This window comes from Bifidobacterium psychraerophilum, assembly GCF_000741705.1.
GTDB lineage: Bacteria > Actinomycetota > Actinomycetes > Actinomycetales > Bifidobacteriaceae > Bombiscardovia > Bombiscardovia psychraerophila.
Map to the genome: position 1 here is coordinate 1 of NZ_JGZI01000005.1, position 12,830 is coordinate 12,830.

8 protein-coding genes are annotated in these 12,830 nt (G+C 55.4%); 2 read left to right on the top strand and 6 right to left on the bottom strand.

Annotated elements, in window-relative coordinates:
- Window positions 1-558: 558 nt before the first annotated feature.
- From BPSY_RS01355 to BPSY_RS01365, 3 genes are all read right to left on the bottom strand, one after another.
- Entirely contained in the window at window positions 559-1,869 is a 1,311-nt protein-coding gene (locus tag BPSY_RS01355) for a type II toxin-antitoxin system HipA family toxin (RefSeq protein ID WP_033498383.1), read from the bottom strand.
- Window positions 1,866-2,282 carry a helix-turn-helix domain-containing protein gene (locus BPSY_RS10875; RefSeq protein ID WP_051921406.1) on the bottom strand — a complete coding sequence of 139 codons (417 nt, stop codon included), beginning with the start codon at window positions 2,280-2,282 and terminating at the stop codon, window positions 1,866-1,868. The genes BPSY_RS01355 and BPSY_RS10875 overlap by 4 nt, the downstream gene beginning before the upstream one ends.
- 269 nt (window positions 2,283-2,551) lie before the next feature.
- Window positions 2,552-6,364, bottom strand: coding sequence for a YobI family P-loop NTPase (locus tag BPSY_RS01365; protein WP_338010507.1), 3,813 nt, complete (start codon window positions 6,362-6,364; stop codon window positions 2,552-2,554).
- Between the two features lie 243 nt (window positions 6,365-6,607).
- On the opposite strand from BPSY_RS01365, the gene BPSY_RS01370 reads away from it, so the two are divergent.
- Window positions 6,608-7,675 (top strand): IS256 family transposase, encoded by a 1,068-nt coding sequence (locus BPSY_RS01370; RefSeq protein ID WP_051921408.1) that lies wholly within the window; start codon window positions 6,608-6,610, stop codon window positions 7,673-7,675.
- 109 nt (window positions 7,676-7,784) lie between these two features.
- Here BPSY_RS01370 and BPSY_RS01375 read toward each other — a convergent pair whose 3' ends face one another.
- Window positions 7,785-8,075 (bottom strand): MerR family transcriptional regulator, encoded by a 291-nt coding sequence (locus BPSY_RS01375; RefSeq protein WP_051921410.1) that lies wholly within the window; start codon window positions 8,073-8,075, stop codon window positions 7,785-7,787.
- Window positions 8,076-8,170: 95 nt separating this feature from the next.
- On the opposite strand from BPSY_RS01375, the gene BPSY_RS01380 reads away from it, so the two are divergent.
- Window positions 8,171-9,304 (top strand): MFS transporter, encoded by a 1,134-nt coding sequence (locus tag BPSY_RS01380; RefSeq protein ID WP_034886573.1) that lies wholly within the window; start codon window positions 8,171-8,173, stop codon window positions 9,302-9,304.
- Window positions 9,305-10,305: 1,001 nt separating this feature from the next.
- On the opposite strand, the gene BPSY_RS11675 is transcribed toward BPSY_RS01380, so the two are convergent.
- Together BPSY_RS11675 and BPSY_RS01390 are read right to left on the bottom strand one after the other, a co-directional pair.
- Window positions 10,306-10,629 (bottom strand): hypothetical protein, encoded by a 324-nt coding sequence (locus tag BPSY_RS11675; protein WP_033498297.1) that lies wholly within the window; start codon window positions 10,627-10,629, stop codon window positions 10,306-10,308.
- A gap of 789 nt (window positions 10,630-11,418) precedes the next feature.
- Window positions 11,419-12,807: a ClC family H(+)/Cl(-) exchange transporter gene (locus BPSY_RS01390; RefSeq protein WP_081884063.1), complete on the bottom strand. Its 1,389-nt coding sequence runs from the start codon at window positions 12,805-12,807 to the stop codon at window positions 11,419-11,421.
- Window positions 12,808-12,830 lie beyond the last annotated feature (23 nt).

A 12,830-nucleotide genomic window follows, 5' to 3' on the forward strand; every position in this document is an offset into this window, starting at 1 on the left:
CTACCCATTATCCAGCTAAAAATTATATCACAATGAAATCTTCTTCGAAGTTTCCCGGACGTTATCCTCAGCCCGAACCGACACGGCGTTGATGACCATGCAAATGAGTCATCATCGCGCCCGATCCAGAGTCGGACCTATCCGACGAACGTTCAAGGTGCCGTCGGGCCGCAGGTTACTCATGCCGAGGGCCTACCGATAGACCAGGGTACGCGATATGCGGACCATACACACATTGGAACAGAACATTCCGACGCCCCGGCAAAATCACCACTAGAAACCGCCGTCTGCACGAGCACAGGGACCAACCAATACCAGCCCCTATATCATCAAACCAAGCGGCACCCATCGCCCAAAAACATCAGAACCAAAAACAAATCCATATCACTCCGTCCCCATTGACGTGGTAAATAATGTGGCAACACGAAATATGAAATCAATTCCCTAATACTAGACCTTCAAAGATTCACTCCGAACCCGGCTTTCCAACATCCCACCAGACCGTTCTGCCGGTGTGCGCGTTCTTCCGCTAGTAGGGTTCACCGCGTCTGTCACGTCTTATGAGAACCAGTGCAGCACACGCGTGCACTGTGCGGCGATGCCGTCCTGGATGCGGGTGAGGAGTCTGTCTCGATTGTTCTGTGTTTCCCTGTCCGCGTGTAGGATTCCGCTGGACAGTTCGCGGGCGGTTTTCGCCGCGTCGGCGAAGGCATCGGGCAACGTGGCAGCATACCGTGCCAGGAGCAGTTCCACAAGTTCGGAGTCACCGGAACCGTCGATGTCGGCGAGTTTTCGCCAGTGTCTTAACTCGACGCGCTCCCAGTTGTATTCCCCGCCGATACTCATTGCAAGCTTGCGTTGGTTGCGCTGCGTAGCATAGGCAAACATGGAAGCGATGTCATACAGTGGTGCCAGTCTCGGGCGTTCTCCGACCGGCTCCTCGATTGCGTAGTTCTTGGCATGGGCATCGGTGCCAGCCATCAGGAAATTCAGTATCAATGCAATGTAGAACAGGCCGACACTGGTCGCATCCAACCCGTTGATGCGCAGGCACGAGAGAATTTCAGTGGCTCCCGGGCCACCATCGGACTGGTATTTCTCAGCCGTCGGATGCCCGGTCGCCTGGCAGAGATCCTCCTGATGGATGCGGATGACCTCCGTATCACCGTCCTGGTTCATCACCCATTTCCGGTCCCACCGCTCACTGACCAATGCTGGGAGCCCATCGAACTCCCGGAACTCGCAATTCGATACCGGCACGTGCAGTGCTGCTATCGCCTTCAGACACACGTACTCGTTGAACGCCTGTTCGTGCATTTTGAGGATGCCCGGTTTGATGATGTGCGTGGTAGCGGCCGAACCGTGCGCCTCGTACCATTGGCCGTCCTGGAAGCGCAGCGCGATCTTGTCCTGGGCGCCGTTCAACGACCAGTGCTCGTCAACGCCCTGCCAGCTCGCCTGCCGAACGTCGGAAATCGATACCAGTCGCTGCCTGATCTCAGCTTCCGTTATCGGCCGCAATGAAGCTTGCTCGCTAAAAGAATCCACGTCCGACGGCGGCACGAATTGCGCTCCGCCGGCACAGTCAAGGCCGATGGCGGTCAGCAGGGAGAACGGATTGCCGGCATTGACATCATACCGGCGGGCGATGCGTTGCCGCATAACCTGATCGTCTGGTAGCACGCCATCGATGAACGCCTCCACCGGCTTTCCCCTCCAGGGCGCCACGCGGCGAGGCAGGGACAGCGACAGTGGCGCATCAATCTCGGCATCCGTGTCATAGGTGAAAATATGCTTTCCATAGCTATCCTCGCTCAGCACACCGATGCGTCTGCCTTCGAGGAACACCACAAGCTCCTTGGGCTTCATAAACTATTCTCCTCATTGGCAGTCACAGTGCCATTCTCGGTACCCCGCGCGAGGGACTCAAGAATCGCAGCTGCCTCCCTGACGGTCTGCGGCCGTATAGTTCGCTCGTCACCCTCCAAGGCTTTTGACGCGCTGCCTTTGGCACGTTGTCGACTGTGTCGTCTAGTGGGAAGCACCTGCTTCCCCGGCGCATATGACGCGGACAGATCGATGCTCAGCACATCGCACATCGCAAGAATGCGACGGAAACTGGGGTCGGAGATAACGGATTGCTCAAAACGGTTGATCCAGACCCTGGAAAAACCGGTTTGCGCCGCCAGCTCCTCCTGCGTCCATCCACGGGCGTTCCGCGCGTCCTTGATGACCGTGGCGATCTGATGGATGCTGAAGATCCGCGAGGAAAACTGTTCCATAAGGCCTCTCTCCCGTATTCCCTTAGAATGTTTCAAGATCCTAACATCGTATAAGTGTAATGATATCGCAACATACTAAGAATGTAATAATCAACGAACATTTCGCGTTGGCCATGTGCATGCAACGACCTACCGCCGCGCATACCACCCTATTTACCTGCAAGGCCATATGACAAGAGTATGGGCCCGTGGCTCTCCGATGTTGAGGAAGACTCATCCGGGCCATGCAAGAGAGTTGCGGTCCAGGGAACGGTCGTCCACTGTTTTTCTCACTGGGAGGGATAGTGCTTGTTCACACGTGTCATATTCCCCTTTGTGGTGAATGAGGTCACTTTCCCATGTTTTTTTAGATACTCTAGGAGGATAAGGTTGCCTCGTGTATCCGACAGTTTCGGATGGTCCCTGCCTGCCACTGTCAGGCTCGCATACTCGTCGGGGAGCATGTTCAGGATCGTCTCGACCTTGGATATACCCATGCTCTCGCAACTCGGGCCCAGCGCGTCGATCACCAGTGCCACGTCGACATGCGCGTCGATGAAGAGCCGGAAGTCCTCATCGGCGAACGTGTAGTCCTTGCTCAAGGCGTAGCGGATGGCGTCTTCCATAGTCGGCGCGTCGGCATCCTTTGCGTAGTCGACGATCTTCTTGAGGACCCGCTCCCTGACGGCGTCAGGAACCCGTGTGCTCAAGAAAAGCCGGCTGAGCATCGCGGGAGGTAGTATCTCCGGACTCATGAAGTCCACGAATCCTGTAGACGAGGCGATCGCCGGCTCCATCGCGGGCCAACCGGCCTGGACGATCTTGAGAAACGTGGTTTCGTCATCGGCGATAAGGTTGTGCCCGATGAGCTTCGCGAACAGCTCGTCCGCCTGGATGCCAATATGGTCAGCATCCAGTTGCTTTCCCAAATCCAACGATTCGACTAAGTCGATGCGAAGATCGATGTCCGGCAGTGTATCCGGTGAGTTGAGGATTCTCTCTGCCAGCATTTCCCGGCCTTGCGCGGATTCCTCGTTGTCCGGAATGTCACCGATCGTTCGTTCACCGGCGAGTAGGTTCGCCATGTCCTGGCTGATGGTGTCCGAGTCGTTGGTGAAGGCAGCCACGTTTGCGTAGCTTGGTGGCACGCGTGAATATTCGACCAGCGGATTCCAGACGTTGGCATCGACCGTGGACAGTTCAGTGATCCGGCAGTCCTCTGTCGCCAGTGTGACGATACGATCGAGAACCCCTTCATCGTAGCGCCCCTGTCTGGCGATATCGTTGAGGATTCCAGCGAAGGAGCCCGGTGCCGTTACGCTGTGGTCGTCAGTGGAGAGGGTCGTGAGATACTCGTCGAGATGCGACAGGATATGGTTGTATGCCATGTCCTTCTCCAGCAATTTGAGGCTGTTGAGCGAGATGTCTTCGGAACCCGTGATGACCGTCAGGTTCATACGGTTGATTTCATACATGGATCTCGATATGAATTCATCGATGAACGGCGCCGAGAATTGCCCCAACCCCTCCGCTGACGCTCCCGCCTTCTGCAGTATCCCGCTTATGGATGTCACCGTGTCTTGGGACATGTCTGTCTTATGGAGCACTTCCAGCCCTCCAAATCGATCACACAGGTACGTGGCCGCCGTGTCATCAATGAGATACTCCTGCTGGGCGGAGATGTTCTCCAGGGCGAGGCTGACCCAATGCCTCCGGTCATCATCGGAAAGATCAATGCCGGAAATGAAATATCCCAGTACACCGGGATTACGCTCCAACAGCAGGACCAGGAGCGCATCCTTGGCGGTATTCCTTCCCGATTCGAAATACGATTGCAAGAAACTCTGTTCGTCATCCCCCAAGTCGGCTATCGCGGTTATCAGCCTGCCGGTTTCCACCCTGTTCCCCGAAGCGTCCATTGTGTTTTCCTTGTAACCGGGTCCTAGTATGTAGTCGAGAATGCACGCGTTATAGTAGGCCCGTTCACCGAGATCACCTCCCGTGCTTTCGCGTAATATACCCTGGACGTCCCTGTCCATGAGTGGAAGTTGGGTATCCATCTCGTTGGGTCCGACCTGGTGATGGATGAAGTTCGTTGCCGCCGCGCTCACCCGGTTGCCATAAAACGTCTGCGCATATATCGCATAATCACGTGTTAGGGCGCCTCGTCTGACCAGTTCGAAGGCCAATCCCCCGCCAAGATGCCGTTTCGTAATGGCTTCGAATGATTCTCCGTGCGCACCTTCATGGTCCGTCTCAGTCGCAGACCTGCCTCTTGACTCTGGAGGTAGCATGAAGTTCTGGTATTCGAATAGATCCGACATGGATGCAGCTCGAAGAATCTTGATCTGATCCGTATTATGGCGTATCGCCTCTTCGATCGACCCGAGTCTTTCAACATTCCACTCGTCGAATTGCAACGAAGCACCGGTGATATCGGCAAGGTCGACCGTGGCGAATCGTGCCGTGTGACTGTACCCGTTTCGGTCTCGAATGTTAATTGTAAAAACGTCTTGTTCAGATGATTCCGCTGCAGCTGCCCAGAAGGACTGCTTGTCAAAATCGGCAGGGCTGAACGAGCGATTCTGCAAGTTAATGCTGTAGGAACTATTCGCAGAGTTCAACGATTTCATCTCTCTCTGCAAGAATGTTCGCAGTGCTGCACCATACTTTGCACTTCGCTCACTGGTCAGGGTGAGGTCGGTTTGCTGCTGTACCAGTTCTCGATTCTCCTGTCGCAGGACGCTGATATTACGGGAGACCAGTCGGCGGTAATCCACGTACAGGCCGTCCATATCGCTTTCCCCGGTCTTCATCAGCTCGAACTGGCGGATGCGCGTGTTCTTGTAAAGCATCATCGCGAAGATCTGATCGGCTTCGTATTTCACATCGACCCCGTCACCGGCGTTGAGACGATCATGGAAAACGATGAATTCGTTGCAGACGTTCTTCAGCAAACGCATATCAGTCACATAGCGTCCTGCAACATCGGCAATCCATGGCGACACACGGGATTCGGACCTCTCCAAGAGTTTGAGGATCAGACTGCCGGCGGTCGTGTGCGAAATGAACGGCACGACCGGAATCACGATGTCGAAGAACTTGGTCCTATTCGCACGGATTGATTCGACCTTCTCCGGGTCATATGCTTCTGGAATGTTCTTTGCTTCTGTCCCCTCTTTCGCTTCGGACGGTTTGGCCTTGGGCAATGATGCTTCATCGAATACGCTGTCCTTGAGCGCATAGATGAAACGAATGGGGTTTCTCAGACGTTTCCCCGGACTATTCAGCAGTAAGTTCAGCGCCCTTAGCGTCTCGAAAATGTGGAAGTCATCGAACCGGTCCAGGTCCTCGAAAATCACTATGGTGCAACGAGACCGCTCGAAGAAATAAACGATTTCATCAAGGTACTGGTCGAAGAAGGAAACAGACTCCTCATCAAGGGTCACAGTCGCGGGACCGGCAGATAATTGCCGCAGGTGAACCCTGCCACGTGACAGTTCGATAAGGACCAGTGCCAACACCGCGCCCACCAAGAACAAAACCACCACGTTCGCGACCGGATTCCAATCCATCTTGAAAGTTGACGATACCGCACTTCCTATTTTTCCAAACCAGCCGGTAATGAACATGATGCCAAGAAATACAACTCCGCAATATGCTGCAATAATCGCTTCACGCAATCGACTCGGCTTGCCAATACGTCTGAACCGGGACTGCGACATATCTTTCGGCTCGGCGCTGTAGAGCAGTTGTTTCACGATTTCCTGTTGGATGAGGTTTGTCTTTGTGGTGGCCTGCTTGGGCACCGAATCATCTATCTGGCTCTTATCCACGGGAGTGAGTGTCAGCAACGATACCCGTACGACATCCCCCTCATGCTCATCCGCAAACCGGGATAAGATACTGCTCTTGCCCACCCCATAGCCACCGGCCAAAGCGATGTTGTGGATGTTTGTGTTCTTCAAACAGGCATTCAGTGCCTCAACATACGGCGAGTGATGACTCTCCTGATACCTCGGAGTCAATGGGCGAAGACCCCATTCCCCGATGAATTCATCGTCCTGCTCTATATTGTCCACGTCGCCCCGCCGCTCTTCCATTTTCCCAACAGATATACAGTTTCAGCAATCATACGTTCCGGGACAGTACAACATCCTGCCCTCCAAATCCATCCGAACTGTTCACCGGGAGCACGCTCTCCAACATCCACCCCAGCGACTTACAAACGGTCTCGTCCTGCCTCCATTGACGTGGTAAATAATGTGGTAAAAAGAGATAAGAAATCAATTCCCCAACGATAGCAAGGCCTTTTAAACACTCATTCCGAACCCGGCTAGGATCGCATGGTCACCCAGAAGGTCACCGAGATCCTCAACCGGATGCTGACGCTTCAGGCAGACGAGATCACCGGTGCCGCACGCTACGAGCGCTCCGGTTCCAGGAAGGCGTACCGTGCCGGCCATTACGAACGGGACCTGACACTCAAAGGCCGGGAAAATGGCGGTGAGGGTGCCCAAGCTCAAGGGGCGGTTTTCGAGTCGGCGGTCATCGAACGCTACCGTCGCCGCGAGGAGTCGGTCGAGGAGGCGCTCATCGACATGTATCTGGCGGGTGTCTCCACCCGTCGGGTCGACGACATCAGCCAGGCCCTGTGGGGTGAAAGGATGCCGTCCCAGACCCTGTCGGATCAGTTGAAGAAGGTGTATGCGCAGATCGACCAGTGGCGTGAGCGCCCGCTATCCCAGTCCTACCCGTACGTGTTCATGGACGGGGTCTGGCATAAACGCTCATGGGGCGGCGCCGTGGAGAACGTCAGTGTGCTCGTGGCGATCGGCATCGGTATGGATGGGCATCGTGAGGTGATCGGGGTGGCCGAGGGCATGGAGGAAGACACGCAATCTTGGCGCTCCTTCGTCTCCTCGCTCATCTCGCGCGGGCTTACCGGCGTGCGCATGGTGACCGGCGACCGGTGCGCCGGACTCGTCTCAGCCATCGGTGAGCTGCTGCCGGAGGCCCGTTACCAGCGGTGCATGGTCCACTTCATGCGCAACGTGCTGGCCAGGGTCAGTCCGCGTCACACCCGATGGGCCGGCGACGCGCTCAAAGCGATCTTCGCGATGGAGTCGCGCGAGGCGGCGCTGGCCAAGGCCGAGACGGTGGCCACCGAAATGGAAGCGAGGAAGCTCAAGGAGGCCGCCAGGTGTCTGCGGGAGGGCATCGGCGAGACCACCACCTACCTGCTGGCCGACTACCCCAGAGAGCACCGCCGGCGCCTCCGCACGAACAACATGATCGAACGACTCAACCGGGAGATCCGCCGCAGGACCCGCGTGGTGGGTGCGTTCCCGGATGGCAGATCGGCGTTGATGCTCATCAGCGCGAGAATCAGATACGTCACCGGCAACGACTGATCCACCCGACGCTACCTGGACATGTCCCGGCTGGGCGACACCATACAGGAAGCGAACTGAACACCGTCACAACGACGAACCAAAACCAAAGTGCGCAAACAACCGGGCACTACCGGATTCGCCGCTCAAGCGAATCGATCTGTGCTCTCATTGCTTCTTGCAGTTCCTTGCAGGCGACCGGACTGTCGCTATCCAGGCAGCCGCTTATCTTCCATAATTGTTCGCTTGGTATTCCTGCTGCCAGCAGGCAATGCAGCCGCTTGGCCCGAGGAATCTGCCCGGAATCATATTCTCGGTAGCCATTCGCTGTTTTCATCACAGGAAGCAGGTCCTTGTCGCTGTAATAGCGAACCTGCCTGGTGGTCAGACCAGCCTCACGTGCGAAACGACCAATACGCATCCAACGCCTCCGACTTGACTTTCACACTAGTGTCAAGGTTTAGCATACCGAGGTGTCTGACATTCAGGCCGATCAATCAAGAAGGACCTCATCATATGAAACGACTCAATCCACTCACCTTCGTTGTGCAGTTTCTGATCGGAACGGACACCTTCCTCGTGGCGCCCTTGCTTCCCCCTGCTGACCGAACGCTTCGGGAACCCCGGCAACCGTGTGGGTGGATGATATCCGCCTACGCCATCGGCTACTGCGTCACGGCTCTCTTTTCCGGCCCAATGTCCGATCGATTCGACCGCAAGCACGTACTCTGCATCGGCATGCTCGGATTCTCACTCGCCACCACCGCCTGTGGAATCGCATGGTCATTCCCCTCCATGATCGCATTGCGATTTCTTGCGGGGGTGATGGCAGCCATCGGTTCGCCGCAAGTCTGGGCGGCGATTCCACAGCTCGTGCCGAAGAACTATGTGGTCAAGGCAATGGCAGCCCCGACTCTTGGCCTGACCGTGGCGCAAATCGCAGGAGTTCCCATCGGCAGCTTTCTCGCAACACGGTCAACATCAGATCCCTTCTACGCAGTCGGAACGGTGTCATTATTGGCAACCATCGCCCTGAGCATATGGTTCCCGAGCGTCAAGCCAACAGGAGAGCACAGTCATCTGTCACAGCAATATATGACCTTGCTTCATACACGGCATGCGCTTCCCCGCTTCGCGGCATACCTGGTATTCCAAACGGGCAACTTCGCCGTCATGTCATTCATCGCCACATGGCTCTCCAAGGACTTCCAACTGAACACGCAAGGCATCGGCATGGTCATGATCGCACTCGGCGCAGGCAACACGTTGGGCGCACTCATCGGACCGCGAATCGTGGGCCACATCGGACAATGGCCCGTGCTCTTCCTCTCCATGGGTGGATACGTGATTGCATACCTGCTGCTTCCCCTAGGTACGGTCCTGGCCATTCCGGTCATGATACTCACTTGCACCTACTTCATCGGAGGCGTGCTGTTCCCCGTATTCATGAACCTCCTGCAGTCGCTGACCACGACGGCACGGGGAACCGTGTCCGCACTGGCGAACGTGCTCATGTACCTCGGCTCAACCATAGCCGGCATCATCGGAGGACCACTCCTCTCGACGCTGCCAGGATTCTGGTCAATCAGCATCCTCGCAACCATCACCACCATCGGATCAGCCCTGCTATGGAAACACAGCACACAGTAATCTACACAACGCTGAAACACTCACACAACCAGCCTAAAAACATCCGGTTCCGCGCAACGCCCACCCAGGAATACGCTCACGCCACAAATCATCAACGTAGTACGGCAGCGCACCACCCTAACCAGTGGTGCGGTAAATTGCGTTCAATACTTTATCGGTCTATGCAAGATTCCTCGCTCACCAGCGTATGACCAAACACAGATCGTCAATAGGCTGATGAGGAAAGCAAGGATCATAACCGCGCTTTTTGTTGATTTGATGGCGTCTGCTTACTGAGATGAATCCAATCTGAAGGCAAAGCCGGAGGGGTTTGCAGGTTTTGACTCAGCAGGTTATCCACGACGAATAGCATTCCCCGACCCAGTCCATAGAATTTGCCTAGCAGAATCATCCCGGTGGGCACGAATGAGGAATCGATGAAGACGTTACCTACGGTAATGAACATGCTAGTAGCGCTGGATGAAGTGCTGAATGAGTACTTGTAAGAAGCACTGATTCTATTTGCAGGATGAACGACCACACCACGGCGATCGCATAGCCAGCGAAGGCTCGATGCCGATAAAATCCCTTACAACATGGCAGCAGTGGCGAAAAAAGATGACCCGTGATGCACCTATCCCGCCGCCTCAGAGAATTTCACTCACTGGAACAATCCTTTGGCCCTGAATAGTTACACCAGGGTAACCGGTATATAACGCATCCTCCACAGTGGATGGTTGCCGGGTCAGGGAAACAAATTCGATCGCCGTACCACCGCGACCTGTAGGTAGACGCACAACACCCAACTATGCACAGACAACCGAACCCAGCAAGGCCTCAATGTGGTTGCCGTGCCGTGTCGACCTTCTGTCCACGGCACTGTCCATGGTTTCATGTGATTACTTGGGGACGACACGCAGTCATTGCAGGCCCTTTGCAAGAGGGATCGTTTCGACTGCTTCTCGGGTGAGCGGACACTTGCCGATCTCCTTTGCGTCGAGGTGAATGAAACCCTACGACACCTAGTCGTCAACGGTACCGCGAATCTTGATCGTCTCATCAGAAGAGCAGTCGACATAATATTGGGAAGATAGTCCCGCAGGCATACTCCCACAGCCCGTAGCCCGCATGGCCGTGGGCACTTGCCCAAGAATGTATCCGCTCGCTCCTCCGTGCAGAACATTCCGTTGGAACAGCGTCCTTGCAGCATCAGTGGAGTAGAGTTCAGGCAGTTTATTCTCGACGATGGCTCGCATCATATCGGATGGATCACTATAGACACTATTTTTCATAGTGATCGCGTCGCTCGTCGATTCGATCACGGCGGCAGGGGCATGGGGAATCATGCTCCTCCCCTGGTCGCTAAGATCCCACCATAGGCTGGAGCTTTCTACGGTGAAAGAGTTTTCGGCAGGAAGACAGATCCGTGGTGCTTGCCGTGATCGTCATGCGTTTCTGCCTGCGGCATCCACACCAGCGCGGACTGAACATAGCTAACTTAGCGGTTTTGCCTAACCCTTTCGCCTTCAGATGAGCAGACGACACCACCGGATTGTTCAACATTGTCGCGCATCGGGATGAACCGCTCCGATCTCGCCCATTTGCTATGGATAGTCCACGCAACCAGACCTCCAGCGCTACAGGGACAAGCATAAGGACACGCACGACTTTTACCGCATGGGCTTTATGGCTCTTTACCCATGAGCGCGAGAAAATGACACACGCCGCGGTGCTCCCACAGCAGTGGTCAAGAAAAATCCAGGCCGAACGACGGCACCCCAAGTGGTCATACGCAATCCTGGTTCCGCACCGATACCGGTATCGGAAATCGGTAGTGTCCGTGATAGAAGCCTTCCCACGTTCGCTGAAACGCAACACCCTCTGGTATGGACGGGCGTATCACATACGTTCCAGCAACCCACAACGGATATAGGATCAGACCGACGATGAGCAACGACCAACGTGAGCCCATGATCATTGCGGCAGCAAACCAGAGCAGCACATCGCATGTCCGGCAGGGTAGACAATGCCCAGTTAATCGTATTGCATCATCCACCTTTCCCGGAAGGACAAATGCTGCAGCAATCGCGCCAGGTACGGTGTTTTCCTGCGTTTTCCGCCATGGACGATCATGGTTATTCATGCGATTGCGCAAGGGCATCATAGATGGGTTTCCCGCCTAAAATGTCAAAGGTGAGATAGGAGATCAGCGTGACGAACCCCAACGGCATCAGAAGGTCGTAAGAAGTCATCTCGGTAACGAGGATGATGGACGTGATCGGTGCCTTGCTGACTGCTCCGAACAATCCGCTCATTCCCAGAATGAGCATGAGTGTGATGATCCCGCTGCCATCTGTACCCGCAGATGTGAACGGTGCTGTGGTAAGAAGCGATCCCCATGCGGCTCCGGCCAATGCCCCAAGTGTCAGGATTGGAAGGAATATTCCCCCCGGGCTACCCGAGCCGTATGTTATTTGCGACAAGACGAAACGGATGAGAAGAAAAGCCGTAAGCAACCCAAACGTATAGTGATGGTTGCCGATGAGGGTTACCAGTGCGTTTCCTCCGCCCAAGAGCTGGGGGGCGGAAATCCCAATCAGTGCCGTGAGCAGCATCGGCAGCAGTGAACGCAGCCCGCGTGGAATCCTCATCAGGGTGAATAGCGAGTGGGATCGTAAAAGGGTGATCTCATATACCCAGGCGATCAATCCCAGGAGCACCGCCAATACCGCCATCTGCCAGTACTGACCAAAATGCGGGGTTTCGACACGTGGAAGAATGAACACCGGTGCCGTCCCGAAGAGCATTGTGGAGACCGCGTTCGCGCTTAGCGCCGCGGTGAACGCGGCGATGCCTATGCGGACATTGAATTTGCCGTAGACTTCTTCCGTCACGAAGAGGATCGCTGCTATTGGCGCGTTGAATGCTGCCGAGAGTCCCGCCGCGGCACCTGCGGCGACGAGTTCCCTTTTGTATGTTTTGGTGGTCATAGTGCTGCCGGACAATCCCATGCCGACGCATGCCCCCATCTGTATGCACGGGCCTTCACGTCCCGCGAACAGCCCAGAGCCTATGTACAGGACGCCGCCGATGAACTTCTTCCACAAAACGCTCCACCAGGGGAAACTCGGAGATGACTGCTTGCGTAGCCTGCTCTCTATATCTGGAATACCGGAACCTTGGATGAGAGGTTGTGAAACGACCAGCTTGCCGATGATGAGGGAAGCCGCCAGCAACCCGAGTATCAAAGGGATGAGCAGCATGACGTGCGCCGGTAGAACCACACTGTAGAAGCGGGTCGCCAGCCGGAGTGAATGCTCCAGTATCCAACGGAACGAACTGACTACAATACCGGAGAGCAAGCCAACGAGAACGGACCAGCCAGCCAGACGGGGAGAAACCGTATGCCGCGACAGACTCTTCAATGTTCTCCACCGGTTATGAACCCCGCCAGCAGCCTTCATCCCATTTCGACCCATCCAAGCACCATATGTGCAACATTCGACATCCGCTTCGTCAGACATGCGGTACCGATACACGTGCCACA

Coding starts and splice junctions, on each gene's coding strand:
- BPSY_RS01375 (WP_051921410.1), bottom strand. CDS start 8,075: ATGCGTATTGGTCGTTTCGCACGTGAGGCTGGTCTGACCACCAGGCAG.
- BPSY_RS01380 (WP_034886573.1), top strand. CDS start 8,171: ATGAAACGACTCAATCCACTCACCTTCGTTGTGCAGTTTCTGATCGGA.
- BPSY_RS01370 (WP_051921408.1), top strand. CDS start 6,608: ATGGTCACCCAGAAGGTCACCGAGATCCTCAACCGGATGCTGACGCTT.
- BPSY_RS11675 (WP_033498297.1), bottom strand. CDS start 10,629: ATGATTCCCCATGCCCCTGCCGCCGTGATCGAATCGACGAGCGACGCG.
- BPSY_RS10875 (WP_051921406.1), bottom strand. CDS start 2,282: ATGGAACAGTTTTCCTCGCGGATCTTCAGCATCCATCAGATCGCCACG.
- BPSY_RS01355 (WP_033498383.1), bottom strand. CDS start 1,869: ATGAAGCCCAAGGAGCTTGTGGTGTTCCTCGAAGGCAGACGCATCGGT.
- BPSY_RS01390 (WP_081884063.1), bottom strand. CDS start 12,807: ATGTCTGACGAAGCGGATGTCGAATGTTGCACATATGGTGCTTGGATG.
- BPSY_RS01365 (WP_338010507.1), bottom strand. CDS start 6,364: ATGGAAGAGCGGCGGGGCGACGTGGACAATATAGAGCAGGACGATGAA.